The 18,467-nt window shown below is 39.2% G+C and carries 18 protein-coding genes; 7 read left to right on the forward strand and 11 right to left on the reverse strand.

All coding sequences use genetic code 11. From position 1 onward, the window contains the following. Window positions 1–40: 40 nt before the first annotated feature. On the reverse strand, window positions 41–712 hold the full coding sequence (gene rsmI / locus JM81_RS11145; protein ID WP_144803418.1) for a 16S rRNA (cytidine(1402)-2'-O)-methyltransferase: 672 nt from the start codon (window positions 710–712) through the stop codon (window positions 41–43). Between the two features lie 61 nt (window positions 713–773). After that, window positions 774–1,463 carry a hypothetical protein gene (locus JM81_RS11150; protein ID WP_089261101.1) on the reverse strand — a complete coding sequence of 230 codons (690 nt, stop codon included), beginning with the start codon at window positions 1,461–1,463 and terminating at the stop codon, window positions 774–776. Between the two features lie 105 nt (window positions 1,464–1,568). Between JM81_RS11150 and JM81_RS11155 the strand changes: the two genes are divergently transcribed. The 7 genes from JM81_RS11155 to arfB all read left to right on the forward strand — a co-directional run bounded on the left by JM81_RS11155 (window position 1,569) and on the right by arfB (window position 9,004). After that, a complete protein-coding gene (locus JM81_RS11155) occupies window positions 1,569–2,213 on the forward strand; it encodes a thymidine kinase (protein ID WP_089261102.1) in 645 nt (214 codons plus the stop codon). Then, window positions 2,206–3,315: an alanine racemase gene (gene alr, locus JM81_RS11160; protein ID WP_144803421.1), complete on the forward strand. Its 1,110-nt coding sequence runs from the start codon at window positions 2,206–2,208 to the stop codon at window positions 3,313–3,315. The genes JM81_RS11155 and alr overlap by 8 nt, the downstream gene beginning before the upstream one ends. A 79-nt stretch (window positions 3,316–3,394) precedes the next feature. Beyond that, a complete protein-coding gene (mscL, locus tag JM81_RS11165) occupies window positions 3,395–3,802 on the forward strand; it encodes a large conductance mechanosensitive channel protein MscL (protein WP_144803424.1) in 408 nt (135 codons plus the stop codon). Between the two features lie 237 nt (window positions 3,803–4,039). Continuing rightward, complete coding sequence (locus JM81_RS11170) at window positions 4,040–5,029, forward strand: aspartate-semialdehyde dehydrogenase (RefSeq protein WP_144803427.1); 990 nt, start codon at window positions 4,040–4,042, stop codon at window positions 5,027–5,029. A gap of 85 nt (window positions 5,030–5,114) precedes the next feature. Then, complete coding sequence (locus JM81_RS11175) at window positions 5,115–7,271, forward strand: prolyl oligopeptidase family serine peptidase (RefSeq protein ID WP_144803430.1); 2,157 nt, start codon at window positions 5,115–5,117, stop codon at window positions 7,269–7,271. An 88-nt stretch (window positions 7,272–7,359) separates the two neighbouring features. Further along, a complete protein-coding gene (locus JM81_RS11180) occupies window positions 7,360–8,349 on the forward strand; it encodes an ABC transporter ATP-binding protein (protein WP_144803433.1) in 990 nt (329 codons plus the stop codon). Window positions 8,350–8,602: 253 nt separating this feature from the next. Further along, complete coding sequence (gene arfB, locus JM81_RS11185; RefSeq protein ID WP_144803436.1) at window positions 8,603–9,004, forward strand: alternative ribosome rescue aminoacyl-tRNA hydrolase ArfB; 402 nt, start codon at window positions 8,603–8,605, stop codon at window positions 9,002–9,004. Here the strand turns inward: arfB and JM81_RS11190 are convergent. From JM81_RS11190 to JM81_RS11230, 9 genes are all read right to left on the reverse strand, one after another. Continuing rightward, a complete protein-coding gene (locus tag JM81_RS11190; RefSeq protein ID WP_144803439.1) occupies window positions 9,001–9,837 on the reverse strand; it encodes a fumarylacetoacetate hydrolase family protein in 837 nt (278 codons plus the stop codon). The two genes, arfB and JM81_RS11190, sit on opposite strands and share 4 nt — an antisense overlap. Window positions 9,838–9,847: 10 nt before the next feature. Beyond that, on the reverse strand, window positions 9,848–11,176 hold the full coding sequence (locus JM81_RS11195) for a GntP family permease (RefSeq protein WP_144803442.1): 1,329 nt from the start codon (window positions 11,174–11,176) through the stop codon (window positions 9,848–9,850). A 3-nt stretch (window positions 11,177–11,179) separates the two neighbouring features. Beyond that, the gene (locus JM81_RS11200) at window positions 11,180–12,901 is read right to left on the reverse strand and encodes an IlvD/Edd family dehydratase (protein WP_144803445.1); all 1,722 of its coding nucleotides are present in this window, start codon (window positions 12,899–12,901) and stop codon (window positions 11,180–11,182) included. A gap of 63 nt (window positions 12,902–12,964) precedes the next feature. Further along, a complete protein-coding gene (locus JM81_RS11205; protein ID WP_144803448.1) occupies window positions 12,965–13,435 on the reverse strand; it encodes a 3-oxoacyl-ACP synthase in 471 nt (156 codons plus the stop codon). After that, a complete protein-coding gene (locus tag JM81_RS11210; protein ID WP_089261113.1) occupies window positions 13,422–14,033 on the reverse strand; it encodes a hypothetical protein in 612 nt (203 codons plus the stop codon). The genes JM81_RS11205 and JM81_RS11210 overlap by 14 nt, the downstream gene beginning before the upstream one ends. A gap of 159 nt (window positions 14,034–14,192) precedes the next feature. Further along, window positions 14,193–15,308 carry an NAD(P)/FAD-dependent oxidoreductase gene (locus tag JM81_RS11215; RefSeq protein WP_144803451.1) on the reverse strand — a complete coding sequence of 372 codons (1,116 nt, stop codon included), beginning with the start codon at window positions 15,306–15,308 and terminating at the stop codon, window positions 14,193–14,195. 82 nt (window positions 15,309–15,390) lie between these two features. Further along, the gene (gene accC, locus JM81_RS11220) at window positions 15,391–16,743 is read right to left on the reverse strand and encodes an acetyl-CoA carboxylase biotin carboxylase subunit (RefSeq protein WP_089261115.1); all 1,353 of its coding nucleotides are present in this window, start codon (window positions 16,741–16,743) and stop codon (window positions 15,391–15,393) included. An 86-nt stretch (window positions 16,744–16,829) separates the two neighbouring features. Beyond that, window positions 16,830–17,327, reverse strand: coding sequence for an acetyl-CoA carboxylase biotin carboxyl carrier protein (gene accB / locus JM81_RS11225; protein ID WP_089261116.1), 498 nt, complete (start codon window positions 17,325–17,327; stop codon window positions 16,830–16,832). A 30-nt stretch (window positions 17,328–17,357) separates the two neighbouring features. After that, on the reverse strand, window positions 17,358–18,353 hold the full coding sequence (locus tag JM81_RS11230; RefSeq protein ID WP_089261117.1) for a beta-ketoacyl-ACP synthase III: 996 nt from the start codon (window positions 18,351–18,353) through the stop codon (window positions 17,358–17,360). Between the last annotated feature and the right edge of the window lie 114 nt (window positions 18,354–18,467).

Consider the following 18,467-nt stretch of genomic DNA (forward strand, 5'->3'; position numbering starts at 1 on the left):
AACACTTAGGGCTATTGATTTTGAATGATCTGAATCATTCCTATTTATTCCCCCCAACAATAATAACAATTTCACCTTTTGGCGGTTTTTCCGTAAAATGTTTTAAAACTTCTTCCGCAGTACCGCGAACGGTTTCTTCGTACAACTTAGTTAATTCCCTTGATACGGAAACCGGTCTTTCCGCCCCAAAAAATTCAACAAAATTTCCTAATGTCTTTAAAAGTTTATGTGGAGATTCATAAAAGATAATAGTGCGCGGTTCATCTGCCAATAACTTTAAACGTGTTTGCCTTCCCTTCTTTACCGGAAGAAATCCTTCAAAAACAAATTTATCATTTGGCAAACCACTGTTGACCAATGCGGGTACAAAAGCCGTGGCTCCTGGCAAGCATTCTACCTCAACACCTGCTTCAACACAGGCACGGGTCAATAAGAATCCGGGGTCTGAAATTGCCGGCGTGCCAGCATCGGAAATCAATGCAATATGCTCACCACCTTTCAATTTTCCCACTAAATAATCGACCATTTTATGCTCATTGTGCATATGGTGACTTTTCATTGGTGTAGCAATTTCAAAATGTTGCAAGAGCTTTCCACTGGTACGGGTATCTTCTGCAAGAATAAGATCCACCTCCTTAAGAACACGTATGGCCCTTAGGGTCATATCTTCCAAATTGCCTATTGGTGTAGGCACTAAATACAGTTTTCCCATCTACTTTAAAGTAAAACACCCAACACAAGTGCCGGGTGTGTACAGTGATTCAAAAATATTTTTAAGCAAATCTACGTGATACCAATTCTAAAAATCGCTCTTCAAAAGGTTCCTTGCCCTCCCAATTGTTATAATCGGGTTTTACCATATTTTGTATAAAAGCAATAGATCGCTCTTCAGTATCTATGGTATTTAATTGGGATAGTACACGGTTGTAGTCTTCCATATTATTATTGAACAAATGTTTTACAAATGCCAAACGGTCATTAAGATCTACCTTGACATTGCTTTTTCCCAAACGATCGTTCAGTGACTTAGGTGCTAACTCTTTTTTCTGCAAGTCTTCATTTGAAGGCATAAAAAGCTCCTTATCGTTTTTCATATAATTGGGCTTTGACATAAAATCTGCCAAAACATCCTCTAACTCCCCATTACTGGGCATTTCTGACACCATATCCTTTATGGTATCCATGCCGGGAATCATGATATCTTCCTCATGTGGATTGTTTTCAGGAACCGATTTGTTGGAATCCAATACGGCATTGGCCAATTCTTCAAACTTGGCGGCAATGGCGTTTTTGGAGACATTTACTTCCATGTCATTAAGTTCCACTTCTATAAACTTAAGGACGGCCAATTTTTCATAAAGTGATCGGGACTTTTCATAAAGCCCTGCAATATCATCGAGATCATCTGCCGTAAGAATATCGGTAGATAATTTCCTTAACTCCTTTTTCAACTTATTTTTCATCTCACAATTTTTTATGTCAAGACCAAGAAGGCGGCTTTTTTTAATAACTTTATCCTCGTTTAACTAATAAACGAAAAACCCCTTATTTTCGTCTAAAATTACAAAATGTTTCTTGAAAACACAGTGAATCCGAAAGAACAATTCGGATGGATAGAAGTCATTGCCGGGTCCATGTTTTCTGGAAAGACAGAAGAATTGATCAGAAGGCTAAAGCGTGCCCAATTTGCCAAGTTAAAGGTTGAAATCTTTAAGCCTATGGTAGATACACGTTATGATGACGAAATGGTTGTCTCCCATGATGCAAACGAAATTCGTTCTACACCGGTACCAGCTGCCGCAAATATTAGGATTCTTGCAGATACCTGTGATGTTATCGGAATAGATGAGGCTCAGTTCTTCGATGACGAAATCGTTACGGTTTGCAATGACCTGGCCAATAAAGGGGTCAGAGTTATCGTGGCCGGACTGGATATGGACTTTAAAGGAAAACCTTTTGGTCCAATGCCCGCTTTAATGGCAACTGCAGAATATGTTACCAAAGTACATGCCATATGCACGCGTACCGGTAATTTGGCCAATTATAGTTTTAGAAAATCCAGCAATGACAACTTGGTTATGCTGGGTGAAGTAGATGAATATGAACCTTTAAGCCGTGGGGCATTCTATAAGGCAAAACTTAAGGAAAGTGTAAAGTCGTTAGAGGTCAAATCGCAAGAAATCAAAGTCCCAAAACAGCATAAAAATGGCTAAAGCAACAGAAACGGTTTTAGAGATCGATTTGAACGCATTAGTGCACAATTACCGTTATCTAAGCTCACGCATAAGGCCAGAAACCAAATTCATGGCTGTCGTCAAGGCCTACGGTTATGGGAGCGATGCCCAAGAAATAGCCATGTGCCTACAACAGGCTCAAGTGGACTATTTTGCAGTAGCTTATGTAAATGAAGGTATAGCACTTAGAAAAGCAGGTATAACCATTCCTATTTTGGTGCTTCACCCCCAAAAAGTACACTTTAAAACGCTGATCGAACATAATATGGAACCCAGCATTTACTCCCACGCCATTTTAGAACAATTTATTAGAACGGCACAAGAACTGGGCAAATTAGCTTATCCAATTCATTTGAAATTTAATACCGGTTTAAACAGGTTAGGTTTTACTTATGCGGATTTACCAAAAATTTATACCGCTACAGAGGCACAACATGCTATAAAGGTCAAGGCTATTTTATCTCATTTGGCCGCAACGGAAGACCGTAATGAAACCGAGTTTACCCAATTACAATTAAATCGATTTGAAGCCATTTGCAATAAGGCCGAAACATTATTCGGCTATAAACTTATCAAACATGTACTAAATACCTCTGGCATTATCAATTACCCAAACGCGCAATTGGATATGGTACGTAGCGGTATTGGCCTTTACGGATACGGAAACGATGCAACTATAGATGCGGATTTAATACCCGTGGTAACATTAAAGACCATAATAGCCCAGAAACATACTATTCCGGCAGGAGAGTCCGTAGGTTATAATCGAAAGTATGTATCCAAAAAACCAACTGTCACCGCCACCTTGCCCCTAGGCCATGCGGATGGTATAGGTAGGCAATACGGCCAAGGCAATACTTTTGTTCGTATTAATGGCCAATTAGCGCCAATAGTGGGAAATGTTTGTATGGACATGATTATGGTAGATGTTACGGAAATTGAATGTGAGGAAGGCGATGAAGTTATAATTTTTGGGAAGCAACTGCCGGCCACGGAATTTTCTGGTACCGCGGATACTATTTCCTATGAACTATTGACCGGTATATCCCAACGTATACCACGCGTTATATACAAGAATTAATTTAACATTATTTTAAGGATTGAAAATTTTTAGTACCTTGCCGTAGTTTAATATTAACCATTAATAAAACACTAGAAACATGTTAAAAGAATTTAAGGAGTTTATTATGACGGGTAACGTCATAGATTTAGCCGTAGCCGTATTACTTGCCGGCGCTATGGGATTAGTTGTTAGCGGGTTCGTTAGCGACGTTATGATGCCAATTGTTGGTCATTTTAGCGGTGGTCTTGATTTTGCCGATATGAAAGTTGTATTGGACGAAGCAGTTGTTGCTGCCGATGGTACGGTTACTAAACCAGAAAATGCCATTCTTTACGGAAAATGGATCAATGCGATCATCAACTTGGTTATCGTTGGTTTTGTATTGTTCATAATTGTAAAAGCTTACAACAAGACTAAAACTCCTCCTGCTCCAGTAGAAGAGGCTCCAGCTGGTCCTACTGCCGAAGAATTATTGGCAGAGATTAGAGATGCTTTAAAAAAGTAATTTAAAACATACCCTTTCTAAGGGAACCGTTGCACTGCAACAAATTTTAACTTAAACCGTCAACGCTGTTTCGCTAATAACGTTGACGGTTCTTTTTTTAAATCAATACCATATTTACAATATAATGAAAATGTTATAAAATAAACATTTTGTTATATTTTGATTAATCTTTGTGTTTTTGCTTGTAGAGGTAGAAGTATTAGTTATTTTTGCCGCATAATTTATAATGTATAAAAAATGAAAGTAGCTGTAATCGGTGCCACAGGTATGGTTGGCGAAGTAATGCTTAAAGTCTTGGCAGAACGTAATTTTCCGTTGACCGAATTGTTGTTGGTAGCGTCTGAACGTTCCGTAGGTAAAAAAATGAACTTTCAAGGTAAGGAATATACCGTTATCGGGCTAGCGGATGCAGTAGCTGAAAAACCAAATATCGCCATATTTTCAGCAGGTGGAGACACCTCTTTAGAATGGGCTCCAAAATTTGCGGAAGTAGGTACAACAGTGGTAGACAATTCTTCTGCCTGGAGAATGGACCCTACAAAAAAGTTGATCGTACCAGAAATCAATGCTCATGAATTAACGGCACAAGATAAGATTATAGCCAATCCTAATTGCTCTACCATTCAATTGGTTATGTGCCTTCATCCATTACACCAAAAATACCATATGAAGCGTGTAATCGTTTCCACATACCAATCCGTTTCCGGTACGGGTGTCAAAGCCGTAAAACAGTTAGAAAATGAGGTTGCCGGTGTACAAGGGGAAATGGCCTATCCTTATCCTATTGGAAGAAATGCCCTCCCTCATTGCGATGTCTTTTTAGAGAACGGTTATACAAAAGAAGAAATGAAATTGGCCAGGGAACCGCAAAAGATATTAGATGACCGCACGTTTTCAGTAAGTGCAACTGCAGTACGTATTCCTACCGCAGGAGGACATTCAGAGTCTGTCAACGTAGAGTTTGAAAATGATTTTGACCTAAATGAAGTACGTCAACTTTTAAATGATATGCCCGGTGTAACGGTACAGGATAATCCAGACACAAACACCTACCCAATGCCTATCTATGCGCATGATAAGGACGAGGTGTTCGTAGGACGCATACGTAGAGATGAGACACAACGTAATACATTGAATATGTGGATAGTTGCAGACAACCTAAGAAAAGGTGCCGCAACAAATGCCGTACAAATTTCAGAATATTTAGTAGAAAAAGATTTGGTCTAAACCTTATTAACAGAACGTTAAAACCTTCAAAACATATATGTTTTGGAGGTTTTTTTATCTTAATTTAGTAGAAACTCAACTACTAATGAAAATAATACTACCCGGTCTTTTGACCCTTATTTTAATTTCTTCATGTAAAAATGAAGCCAAACCACAACCTATTATCGTGAATTATCCCACCACTGCAAAAGTAGATACTACGGACACCTATTTTGGAACTGAAGTAAAAGACCCTTATCGTTGGTTAGAAGATGATAGAAGCCCAGAGACAGAGTCTTGGGTAAAAGACCAGAACAAAACAACTTTTGGTTATTTGGAACAAATTCCATTTAGGGAAGATTTAAAAAAAAGACTGGAAAAATTATGGAACTATGAGAAGTTAGGTTCTCCTAGAAAAAGGGGAGATTATACCTATTTTTATAAAAATGACGGATTGCAGAACCAATATGTAGTCTACAGGGAAAAAGATGACGAGGAGCCAGAAGTTTTTCTTGATCCCAATACATTTTCAGAAGATGGGACCACTTCACTGGCAGGGTTGACCTTTACAAAGGATGGCACTTTGGCAACCTATTTAATTTCAGAAGGAGGAAGCGATTGGCGCAAGGCAATCGTTATGAATGCCATAACTAAGGAAATTATTGAGGATACTCTTGTAGATATCAAATTCAGCGGTATTTCCTGGAGTGGTAACGACGGTTTCTATTATTCCAGCTATGATAAGCCCAAAGGAAGTGAACTTTCCGCAAAAACTGACCAGCACAAGGTTTATTACCATAAACTAGGCACTTCACAACAGACGGATAAATTAATATTTGGTGGAACACCTTTGGAAAAACACAGATATATAGGGGCAAGCGTTACAGATGACAATAAATATTTGATTATTAGCGCATCTGTATCCACTTCTGGCAACAAGCTGTTCATCCAAGACTTGGAAGACCCTAATGCACTATTGATTCCTATTGTAGAGGATACCTCTTCTGACAACTATGTTATTGACAATGTGGGCTCAAAGCTTTATATCGTAACCGATAGAAATGCACCCAATAAAAAAATTGTCACCGTAGATGCCAATAATCCACAGGAGGAGCATTGGGAAGATTTTATCCCTGAAACAGAAAACGTACTTAGTCCCAGTACGGGAGGTGGCTACTTCTTTGCAGAATATATGGTAGATGCAATTTCTAAAGTTTTTCAATATGATTATGACGGTAAACTTATACGGGAGGTAAAGTTGCCGGGATTAGGTTCCGCAAGTGGTTTTGGCGGAGAAAAAGAAGATAAGGAGTTCTATTTTTCGTTTACGAACTACAATACGCCCGGATCAACCTATAAGTATGATGTTGAAAGCGGTTCCTATGAACTTTATTGGAAACCTGAAATAGATTTTAATCCAGAGGACTATGAGTCTAAACAAGTGTTCTATGATTCTAAGGACGGCACCAAGATTCCTATGATGATCACCTATAAAAAAGGTCTGGAACTTAATGGTAAAAACCCAACGATATTATATGGTTATGGCGGATTCAATGTAAGTTTAACCCCCTCTTTCAGCATTACAAATGCCGTCTGGATGGAGCAAGGAGGTGTTTATGCGGTTCCTAATTTACGAGGCGGTGGAGAATACGGTAAAAAATGGCATAATGCGGGTATCAAGACTAAAAAACAGAATGTATTCAACGACTTCATTGCCGCAGCGGAATACCTTATTGCCAACAAGTATACATCAAAGGATTACTTGGCCATAAGGGGCGGATCCAATGGTGGTTTGTTGGTCGGTGCAACCATGACACAAAGACCGGATTTAATGCAAGTGGCATTGCCTGCTGTTGGTGTTATGGATATGTTACGCTACCACACATTTACCGCTGGGGCAGGCTGGGCCTATGACTATGGTACGGCAGAAGACAATAAAGAAATGTTTGAATATCTAAAGGGATATTCACCCGTACACAATGTAAACGCCGGTACTGAATATCCTGCTACATTGGTAACCACAGGTGATCATGATGATAGGGTAGTACCCGCCCATAGTTTTAAATTTGCGGCAGAATTACAGGAAAAACAAACAGGCACAAACCCTACCTTGATCCGTATTGAAACCAATGCTGGTCACGGAGCAGGCACTCCGGTTAGCAAAACCATTGAACAATATGCCGATATTTATGGCTTTACCTTGTTCAATATGGGATACACCGAACTGCCGAACAAAAGTGTACTTAAAGATTTTAAAGAGTAAGTTTTTTTTCTAGGAATCAATAAAATATTGAAAAATCCGTTTCAAATAGAAGCGGATTTTTCAATTTTGCACATCAAAGATCAAATACATGCTACGAGTAGAAAATCTTTCCTTTTCCTATGATGAATTAGAGGTCCTTTCATCCATAGATATCCGTATACAACGTGGAGAACATGTTGCCATTATTGGGGAGAGTGGTTGTGGTAAGAGCACATTGCTCAAACTTATATATGGTCTAATGGATCTGGAACATGGTGAAATATTTTGGGAAGATGAGCAGATTCTTGGACCTGCCTATAATTTGGTGCCAGGCGCACCTTTTATGAAATATCTTTCCCAGGACTTTGATCTGATGCCCTTCATTACTGTGGCAGAAAATATTAGTCAATATTTATCCGTTTTTTATCCTTATGAGCTTAAACAAAGAACACAGGAACTTTTGGAATTGATAGAGCTTACGGATTTTGCGAATAAAAAAGTAAAGACCTTAAGCGGTGGGCAACAACAACGTGTAGCCTTGGCAAGGGTATTGGCACAAAAGCCAGAAGTTTTGTTATTGGATGAACCTTTTGGACATATTGACAATTTTCTAAAAAACAGCTTACGACGGAATATTTTCAATTACTTAAAGGAAAATAGGATTACAACTATCGTTGCTACCCATGATGTACACGACGTTTTGCCGTTTGCAGACCGCGCCGTTGTACTTCGTAATAAAGAAATTATAGCTAGGTCCAGACCTATGGAACTTTACCGCAATCCAAAGTCTCTCTATGTAGCTTCTTTATTTGGTGAGGCCAGTATGATCGCTATAGACGTGCTGAAAACCTATGCAAACACAAAAAGAAAAATTATTGTATATGCCCATGAATTTAGGGTATCACCATCTTCAGGGTTACAGGTTACCGTAGAAAAAGCATACCCCATGGGAAGCCATTATTTAACCGAAAGCAAGAACGAAGATGGAGAAACCGTTTTCTTCAATGCAGAACAATTACTACCCAAAGGCAAAGTGGTCTATTTAAATGTTGCCATTGAAACCATAAACCAGCGAATTCAAGAAGCCACAACGATATAATATTTAAGACCACATCTACTATTTAATACTTTTTGTTGTTGTAATGCACTATTTTTCAATGCAATGCGTTAGTGTCCTGAATATTAAATTTATCCCATGAAAAAATTACACTTTGTATTGGCCTTGGTTGTTTTTGCAATGCTGCTTTTACCACTGTTATAGACCATAAAAAGTCTTTGAGATATACTACTGTTCCTATTTTTCAATGAATTTAGGAACATTTGTTTTTATGTACTTTTGTGAAAATTAAATTGTGGACCAAAATCAAATTCTTACCGAAATACAATACAAGGCTATAAGAAGTGGTGGTCCGGGTGGACAACATGCCAACAAAGTTTCTTCAAAAATTGAACTTACATTTAATTTAAACGCTTCCGCCGGATTAACGGATAAGGAGAAAAAAAGAATTTTACTTAAACTAAAGAGTAGATTAACCAATGATGGCTTGTTAATTTTACAATGCGATGAAACTAGAAGTCAGCATAAGAACAAGGAATTGGTTTTAAAGCGTTTTTTTAAATTGATGAACAGTACTTTAACCATTCCAAAACCCCGGAAAAAAAGTAAACCCACAAGATCTTCAATTGAAAAAAGACTAAAAAGCAAAAAAATAGCTTCGCTCAAAAAAGAACAAAGGAGCAAGCCCACATATTAACCTACCGTATTTACCAAACTTCCTATACCATCAATTGAAATAATTACCTCATCACCGATAGCCAGCGTAAATTCGTTTGGGGGAATAATACCCGTACCGGTCATCAATATACTTCCGTTTGGAAATGAACATTCCCTATATAGATATGCTACGATATCACCTAATTCTCGCTTTATCTGATCTATTCCAATTTCCTTTTTGAATACGATTGTACCTGCCCTTTTGATTATTAATCCAATTTGGGTGTTTTTAGGTAGCGGGTCATAGCTTAACAATACACAAGGACCTAATGCAGCACACCCATCATACGTTTTTGCTTGGGGCAGGTACAAAGGATTTTCGCCCTCAATACTTCTAGAGCTCATATCATTACCTATAGTATATCCAATTACTTTGCCTGTGGATGTAATGACCAAACTCAATTCCGGTTCTGGCACATTCCAAGTTGAATCTTTCCTTATTCTCACAGTACCCCCATTACCTACGGTACGGTGGGCCGTTGCCTTAAAGAACAATTCTGGCCGGTCCGCTTCATATACCCGGGCATAAAAACTACTTCCACCAGACTCCTTGGATTCTTCTTCCCTACCTAGTTTACTGTTATAATAGGTTACTCCACTTGCCCATATTTCTTGACTTTTAACCGGTGCTTTCAATTGGTTGAGCAGGATAGCATCCACCTCGTTAATCTTATTGCCTTCGTTCAGTTTTGAACGGGTATTGGCAACTATATGATCATCGTTTATAAACGAATCCCAATTTTCTTGTTCAAGTAAATGAAATATGGCATTTTCCTCGACCAATATTCCTTTTTGTGTATGATATACCTTCATTTAACTAAGATTATGCAAAAATTGTATAGAAAATAAATACGGCAATCGCTCCTGTAAGTCCAAGTAGACCACTACCTAAACTAAATAGCCTATACCCGGTGTTTACATTCATGCCGCTCATTTGGGTCACTACCCAAAAAAAACTATCATTGGCGTGGGACACGACCGCCGATCCCGCACCAATTACAATAACCACTAGGGCCTTTTGTATTTCAGAATCAAAACCAAGCGAACCCATCATAGGCATAATAATAGATGCTGTTGTTACCAAAGCAACCGTTGAGGAACCCTGGGCGGTTTTTATGGCCGCTGCCAAAACAAATGGCAGAAAAATACCCATATTATAATCTGTCAAGGTCTGTCCCAAAATATCCGCTATGCCGGAATTCTGTAAAATTTTACCAAAAATTCCTCCCGCGCCCGTAATGAGAATAATAGATGCAGCATCTTTGATGGCCTTACCTACCCAACCCGAAGAAGACAACATATCCTGATTTAATTTTTTAGGCAATAGCAGGCATAACAGGATTCCGATCAATAGGGAAATTACCGGTTCTCCCACAAAATTTATTAGTTCAACAAAACCGTTGTTTAATCCAGTTTTTACAGGATTTAGGACAGACTTCAATACAATTAGTGCAATGGGGACCAAAATAGGAATAGAGGCCTTAAATGCGCTTGGGGTGTCCTTTGATGCCGCTATGGTTTCCTCTGCGATTTCTACTCCTGGTTCTATATAGGTTTTGGAGGCATACTTCCTGGCAAAAATAATTCCTACGACCAATGCAATTATACTTGTTGGAAAACCAAAGGCAATTACCAATCCTAAATCTGCTTCCAAAATACCAGCTGCTGCAATAGGACCTGGAGTTGGGGGCACCATAGTATGTGAGGCCATAAGACCTAAGCCCAAGGCAATTGCCGGTCCGGCTATTGAAATTTTTGCTTTTTTAGAAAGGCTTTTGTTCAATGGATGTAACAACATAAAACCACTATCAGCAAATACCGGTATAGAAACGATATACCCAATTATGCCCATGGCGGTTGGTACTCTTTTACTACCAATAACCTTTAGTACTTTTTCTGCAATGGCATATGCTCCACCCGTATTTTCCAAAAATGCACCTATAATAACGCCAAGGACTATGATCAAGCCTATTTTACCTAACGTTCCCCCAAATCCGTCATTTATGGAAACTATGATATCTGCATACGGCATACCGGCAAAAACCCCGTATAATATAGAAATGACGAACAAGGCCAAAAAAGCATGAATCTTTAATTTGGTCGTTAGTATAATAATGGCAACGACAGCAATAATGAGATAAAATATTTCCATAGTCTAGTGTAAATCTCGTTCTACTTTAGACCCAGAACCACCCACAAGAAAATCCAAATCTGCTCCTTTATCCGCTTGTTCCACGTGGTCTATATACATTTTAACGTATCCTCTTTTTGCCAAAGGTTCCGTAGCCACCCAGTCCTTTTTACGTTTGATCAGCTCTTCCAATTCTACATCTAGATGTAAGGTACGGTTGGCAACGTTCAGCTCTATCATATCGCCATTTTTAACCAATGCCAAGGTACCCCCTATGGTAGATTCCGGTGAAACATGTAAAATGACCGTGCCTGCAGCAGTTCCGCTCATTCTGCCATCTGATATACGAACAAGATCCGTTATTCCCTTTGCCAATAATTTTTTGGGAAGGTCCACATTACCTACTTCCGGCATTCCCGGATATCCTTTTGGTCCAACTCCTTTTAGAACAATAACACTGTTCTCATCTATTTCTAGATTAGGGTCGTCTATTCGCTCATGGTAATCTTCCATGCTTTCAAAAACTACCGCTTCTCCACGATGTTGCATTAACCTTGGCGTAGCCGCAGATGGTTTTATAACGGCCCCGTTTTCACAAAGATTTCCTTTTAATACAGCTATACCGGCCTTTTCTTGAAAAGGTTTGTCCAAGGTGGCAATTACATCTCTCTCATAACAAGTTACATCATCGTAATTATCAGAAATTTTCTTTCCGTTCACCGTAATGGCCCTTTGATGTAATAAGGGACGTAATTCTTTCATAACAACCGGCAATCCTCCCGCGTAGAAAAAATCTTCCATTAAATATGTTCCCGAAGGTTTTAAGTTCACCAACAAAGGAACCTTACTGCCCACTTGATCAAAATCTTCTAAGTTTAATTGTACCCCAATTCTACCCGCTATGGCTATAAGATGAATGATAAGGTTGGTAGAACCCCCTACCGCTGCATTGGTAATAATAGCATTTTCAAATGCCTCTCTTGTCAATATTTTAGAAAGTGTGAGGTCTTCCTTAACCATTTCCACAATTCTTCTTCCGGATAATTGTGCGTGTAGCTTTTTTCTGGAATCTACAGCGGGTATCGATGAAAACCCTGGCAAGGTCAGTCCAAGGGCTTCACACATTGTAGCCATGGTAGAGGCAGTGCCCATAGTATTGCAATGCCCAATACTTCTGGCAACACAAACCTCGGCTTCGCGTATATCCTTGGTGGTATAACCCCCAATTTCCTGGCGTTCCTTTATCATCCAGTTCATGGAACCGGAACCTATTTTTTCCCCTCTAAACCTACCGCTCAACATTGGCCCTCCTGGAACCACAATGGTAGGCAGGTCAACGCTACAGGCACCCATGATTGTAGAAGGAGTTGTTTTGTCACATCCCGTCAATAAGACGATACCATCCAAAGGATTGGCACGTATGGACTCTTCCGTATCCATACTTGCCAAATTGCGAAATAACATGGTGGTGGGTTTCATTATGGTTTCGCCCAAAGACATCACCGGAAACTCCAAAGGAAAGCCCCCTGCTTCTAACACCCCCCTTTTTACAACTTCAGCAAAATCACGTAGATGACCATTGCACGGTGTCAATTCTGACCAGGTATTACAGATACCTATTACGGGTTTTCCTTCAAAATAATCATCTGGGTAGCCTTGGTTTCTTAACCAAGATCTATGCACAAAACCCATTTTATCATTACCACCAAACCACTCGCTACTACGTAATTTCTGCTTCTTATCCATATTATCATTTAGGCAATGAAACGAATGCCGGGATTAAGATAGCGAAATAATTTATACGAAAAATTAGTGAATTGTTAGTATCGTAATGGTTTTACCGTTAAAACTGAAGTGTTCACCAACAGATTTCCCAAAAAGTAATTGTCCAATAGGTGTTCCGGCAGAGATACAATAGACCAACGATGTACCTTGCTTATACACTCCGGCAGAAATTCCTATATAATACAGGGCCGCATCGGTAACCACCAAATTACCTAGACCAATATTTGTGATCCCCGAGTCTCTTGGAATTTTAGAAAGTACCTGTTTTGTTTTTTCCAATTCTGCCAAGCGTTGGCCCAATTTTTCGCGTTCCAATTGAATCATGGCCCTACCCGTTTCATGTTTATCTCCCGCACTACTCTTGGTCTCTGTAGTTAAAGCCGTTTCTAATTCTGTTATCTGCAAATGAATTTTATCAAATTTATCAGCCACAAATTGACCACAAAATTGATATGCATTGTCTTTTAGTTCCTGGAAATCGTTAGTTTTCTTCAACGTGGTATAAATCTGCCAATTTATAAATCAGATAATTGACCATTTGGTGGTCCTGCTCACCTGAACGCATCATTTTAAGAATTGCCCTTTCGTTCTCCGCCTTAAAATACTTCAAATCTCCAGAGCGATCTTCACTAAAGATATTCCAAGATTTTAATCCGCTCAACATGGCTTTATGGGCATTATATTTCTTGGTAATTTCCTGTGCCCTTTTTTTATCATGGCCATTGGCCAAATCTTCTGACTGTATTAATTTATATTCGGCAGTAATAATTGCATCAGCTTTTTCCGCCTCTGTTATAATCTTAAAATAGGCTTTTGAAACCAGTTCTTGATATCTATTATCAAAATCAAGGGCAGCTCTATTATCTTCTGCCAAAGAAATAGTTTCCTCCGCGCTAGTATAAAAATCAGTAGCACCATTGCTAGCGTTGGTCATCAATGATTCTTTCCATGCCTGTGATTTTATCAATTCTTTCCAGACTTTGGCATATTCTCTTTGATAGTGTGTCTTGGACGCTCCACAGCCCCAAAGACCACTACTTAAAATGGCAGCCAACAATACACCAAGATTAAACCTTACAAGTAATTTTTTCATATAGTTTCCTGTGCTTTCCACAATACATAGCCTATTGTTCCATATAAACTATCATAATCCGCTTGGATAAGCTGTGGAGCGCTACAATTTAGATATAATTTATAGAGTACAACGCTCTTTTGGACAAGATCAAAAAAAACGGGATGAACGGATAAACGCCTATTTAAACAAGTCTGCCAATTGATGCCCAATACTTGTTCCAATGGCAATTCCCATACCTCCCAAACGTACTCCACAGGCTACATTATCGGTCATTTTTTTAACAATTGGTTTCTTTTGCGCACCAACGCCCATAATACCGCTCCATTTCATATCAATTTCAACAGAAGTATTGGGCAATATGACCGTTTTCAATAAGTGAATTAATTTACGTTCAACCAAATTAGTCATTCCAAAATTGGTAGTTTCCTCAGCTTTAAAATCTAAATTTCTACCGCCGCCCAAAAGAATTCTATTTTCAATATTTCTAAAATAGTAAAACCCTTCGTCTAAATGAAAAGTACCTTTTATTGTTAGTCCGGGTATAGGTTTTGTTAATACTATTTGGGCACGGGCAGGTTGCACCTCTTCTTGTATCAATTGTTTTGCGAATCCGTTGGTAGCTATAATAAGTTTTTTAGTGTTGAATTCTATATCACTTGTACGTACCAACACGTTAGTGCCTAGATCCTCAAAAGAGCGCACAGTAACCGAATTGATTATCGTTATATTCTTTTTTAATACCAAATGCACCAAGGATTTCATCATGCCCCCCGTATCTATTTGCCCTTCATGCGCATGAGTGATATAATGGTCCTTTACTCCCCCAAAATTAAAAAGATTGGAAGTAATTTTGAATGCACTATCTTGAAATACAGGATGTAACAACTCATTGACCCGTTTTATCTGCTCCTTACAAGTTTGGAACAAGTCATCCCTATCTTCCAAGAAAAGTTCATGACCGCCATAATTCTGGAATCCTAATGCGGTATCTCCCAAAAGGCTGCGTAAAAGTTGTATTCCTTGCCATCTATTGAACACCAATTCCTGCACCTCTTGTTCTGTATGGTTTTTTAAATCCGATAGAATTTCCGAAATACTGCCAAAGCAGGCGAAACCAGCATTTTTTGTACTGGCACCTTGTGGCAGACTTCCTTTCTCCAAAACCAGAATCCGAGCCTTGGGATAGCGATTTTTTAAGGCCAAGGCACAATTTAACCCTACAATACCACTTCCAATAATGGTAAAATCTATATTTGAAAACCAAGATTTACGCTCCCAGTAACTAAGGTTCATATTCTCTGTATTTTATTGATGCAACCAAAGATCAGTAAAATAAACCATAAAAAAACTCCAACATTGCTGTTGGAGTTTTTTGTTAATCTTCTTTTGGCGGATTCATTTTCCAGTCGTTCATAAATGCCGTTGTATAATTCCCGGCCAAATAATCCGGGTGATCCATCAACTGCCTATGAAAAGGAATAGTGGTCTTAATACCCTCAATTACAAATTCATCCAAGGCACGTTTCATTTTATTGATCGCTTCTTCCCTTGTCTGGGCCGTTGTAATTAGTTTTGCGATCATAGAATCATAGTTTGGCGGAATGCTATACCCACTATAGACATGGGTATCCATACGCACCCCATGACCTCCCGGTGTATGCAATGTGGTAATCTTACCTGGCGATGGCCTAAAGTTATTATATGGATCTTCCGCATTGATCCTACATTCAATAGAATGTAATTTTGGAAGATAGTTTTTTCCGGAAATTGGCACTCCTGCCGCAACCAAAATTTGCTCACGAATTAAATCATAATCTATGACCTGTTCTGTAATAGGGTGCTCTACTTGAATACGTGTGTTCATCTCCATAAAATAAAACTTACGGTGTTTGTCCACCAAAAATTCTATAGTACCTGCACCTTCGTATTTAATATATTCAGCAGCTCTAACCGCAGCTTCGCCCATTGCTTCCCGTAGCTTATCGGTCATGAAGGGTGATGGAGTTTCTTCCGTTAATTTCTGATGACGACGTTGTATGGAACAATCCCTTTCAGATAAATGACATGCCTTGCCGAATTGGTCACCTACGATTTGAATTTCAATATGTCTTGGCTCCTCAATAAGCTTTTCCATATACATACCCCCGTTACCAAAGGCCGCTGTAGCCTCTGTTACGGCACTGTTGAACAGCTCTTCCATTTTGTCCTCTGACAAGACGGCACGCATTCCTTTACCACCACCACCGGCAGTAGCTTTTATCATTACCGGGTAACCCATTTTTTTGGCTACCTTCTTTGCGTGCGCAACATCCTTTAATAGTCCGTCCGATCCGGGAACACATGGTACACCGGCTTGTTTCATGGTTTCCTTGGCCGTAGCCTTGTCTCCCATTTTATCGATTTGATCGCCGGAAGCTCCAATAAATTTTATATCATGCTCGGCACAAATACGGGAAAATTTTGAGTTTTCAGAAAGAAAACCATATCCAGGGTGTATGGCATCTGCATTGGTAATTTCCGCTGCAGCAATTATATTGGGTATTTTCAAATAAGATTCGCTACTTGCGGCAGGTCCTATACAAACGGCTTCATCAGCAAAACGCACGTGTAAGCTTTCTTCATCTGCCTTACTATACACCGCTACCGTCTTTATACCCATTTCCTTACAGGTACGTATAACACGTAATGCAATTTCTCCCCTATTTGCAATCAGTATTTTTTTAAACATCTTTTAAATTTTAAGTTCTAGGTTCCACATGATTCTTACATACCATTAAATACAATGATATCTAACAATTATTACTCAAAATTTAGTTAAGAAGGGTCTACCAAAAACAATGGCTGATCAAACTCAACTGGTGATGAATCATCAACCAAAATCTTGACAATGGTTCCCGATACCTCTGATTCGATATCGTTGAACAATTTCATAGCCTCTATAACACAAAGCACATCACCGGCCCCAATAGTATCACCAACTTCAACAAAAACTGGTTTGTCCGGAGATGGTTTCCTATAGAAGGTTCCAATAATTGGCGATTTTATTGTAATATATTTATCATCTTCTGCCTTCTTCTTATCGGCTTCCGCAGTACTATCTGCAACCGGTTTTGGCTGTTCTGCCTGTACAGGTGCTGCCTGCATGGCAGGCTGGGCCATAGGCATAGTATGAACGTAAGTAGGCTCTGAGCTGCCATTGCCAAGGCTACCGGTACGTATGGTAATCTTAATATCGTCCGTTTCCAATTTTACCTCGCTTGCACCAGATTTGGCCACGAACTTGATAAGGCTTTGAATTTCTTTAATATCCATAGTAAATTAAGTTATATTGGTAGTTATATGTTAGTTGTAAGCCCATTTTAAATAAATAGATCCCCAAGTGAAGCCTCCTCCAAAGGCGGCGAACACTAAATTATCTCCTTTTTTAATCTGACTTTCGTAATCGTTTAGCAATAAAGGCAACGTAGCCGATGTAGTGTTGCCGTAATGTTGAATGTTCATCATGACCTTAGAGTCGTCCAAGCCCATTCTTTTGGCCGTTGCATCAATAATTCGTTTATTAGCTTGGTGCGGTACCAACCATTTTACATCTGTTTCGGTCAAATTATTTCGCTCCATTATCTTGGCGGCAACATCTGCCATATTGGATACTGCAAACTTGAATACGGTTTTTCCGTCCTGAAAAATATAATGCTTTCTATTCTTTACACTTTCTATGGTAGCAGGCATTAGTGAACCTCCGCCTTCCATTCCCAAGAACTTTCTTCCTTTTCCGTCTGCACGCAAATACTCGTCCTGTAGGCCCAAACCTTCCATGTTGGGTTCAAAAAGTGCCGCACCGGCCCCATCCCCAAAAATAATACATGTGGTACGGTCCGTATAATCTATGATCGAGGACATTTTATCCGCACCGATCAACAATACCTTTTTATATCGCCCCGTTTCAATGTGGCCCGCAGCGGTTGACATCCCGAACAAAAAACTGGAACAAGCCGCTAATAGATCATAGGCAAATGCATTTACGGCACCTATTTCAGAGGCAACGAACGCCGCTGTTGACGATACCAAACTATCTGGAGTTGCCGTTCCTACGATTACCAAATCTATCTCTGCAGGGTCAATATTCTTTTTTCTTATTAGGTCCTCTGCCGCCTTGATCGCTAAATATGATGTGCCTTCTCCTTCTTCCTTCTTTAAAACCCGTCTCTCCTTAATACCTGTACGCGTGGTAATCCACTCGTCATTGGTATCTACCAACTCTTCGAGTTTTTGGTTTGTCATTACAAATTGGGGAACATAGCCTCCTACAGCGGTAATAGCTGCTGTTATTTTGGTCATACTTAATTTTCTTTCTTATAAAAAAACTTAAAAAACGAAACAAAAGTCATGAAAATTAATGATTTTCAACGACTTTTTGCCCAAAGTTGTCTTGTTTTTGAAAATTTACACCCT

This window comes from Maribacter sp. MAR_2009_72 (assembly GCF_007827235.1).
GTDB classification, from domain to species: domain Bacteria; phylum Bacteroidota; class Bacteroidia; order Flavobacteriales; family Flavobacteriaceae; genus Maribacter; species Maribacter sedimenticola.

Bases quoted from the DNA above. Each gene is read 5' to 3' on its own strand.
- JM81_RS11210 (WP_089261113.1), bottom strand. From the start codon at position 14,033: ATGAAAAAATTACTTGTAAGGTTTAATCTTGGTGTATTGTTGGCTGCC.
- rsmI (WP_144803418.1), bottom strand. From the start codon at position 712: ATGGGAAAACTGTATTTAGTGCCTACACCAATAGGCAATTTGGAAGAT.
- JM81_RS11230 (WP_089261117.1), bottom strand. From the start codon at position 18,353: ATGACCAAAATAACAGCAGCTATTACCGCTGTAGGAGGCTATGTTCCC.
- JM81_RS11150 (WP_089261101.1), bottom strand. From the start codon at position 1,463: ATGAAAAATAAGTTGAAAAAGGAGTTAAGGAAATTATCTACCGATATT.
- JM81_RS11175 (WP_144803430.1), top strand. From the start codon at position 5,115: ATGAAAATAATACTACCCGGTCTTTTGACCCTTATTTTAATTTCTTCA.
- alr (WP_144803421.1), top strand. From the start codon at position 2,206: ATGGCTAAAGCAACAGAAACGGTTTTAGAGATCGATTTGAACGCATTA.
- accB (WP_089261116.1), bottom strand. From the start codon at position 17,327: ATGGATATTAAAGAAATTCAAAGCCTTATCAAGTTCGTGGCCAAATCT.
- JM81_RS11180 (WP_144803433.1), top strand. From the start codon at position 7,360: ATGCTACGAGTAGAAAATCTTTCCTTTTCCTATGATGAATTAGAGGTC.
- mscL (WP_144803424.1), top strand. From the start codon at position 3,395: ATGTTAAAAGAATTTAAGGAGTTTATTATGACGGGTAACGTCATAGAT.
- JM81_RS11215 (WP_144803451.1), bottom strand. From the start codon at position 15,308: ATGAACCTTAGTTACTGGGAGCGTAAATCTTGGTTTTCAAATATAGAT.
- accC (WP_089261115.1), bottom strand. From the start codon at position 16,743: ATGTTTAAAAAAATACTGATTGCAAATAGGGGAGAAATTGCATTACGT.
- JM81_RS11170 (WP_144803427.1), top strand. From the start codon at position 4,040: ATGAAAGTAGCTGTAATCGGTGCCACAGGTATGGTTGGCGAAGTAATG.
- JM81_RS11195 (WP_144803442.1), bottom strand. From the start codon at position 11,176: ATGGAAATATTTTATCTCATTATTGCTGTCGTTGCCATTATTATACTA.
- JM81_RS11155 (WP_089261102.1), top strand. From the start codon at position 1,569: ATGTTTCTTGAAAACACAGTGAATCCGAAAGAACAATTCGGATGGATA.
- JM81_RS11190 (WP_144803439.1), bottom strand. From the start codon at position 9,837: ATGAAGGTATATCATACACAAAAAGGAATATTGGTCGAGGAAAATGCC.
- JM81_RS11200 (WP_144803445.1), bottom strand. From the start codon at position 12,901: ATGGATAAGAAGCAGAAATTACGTAGTAGCGAGTGGTTTGGTGGTAAT.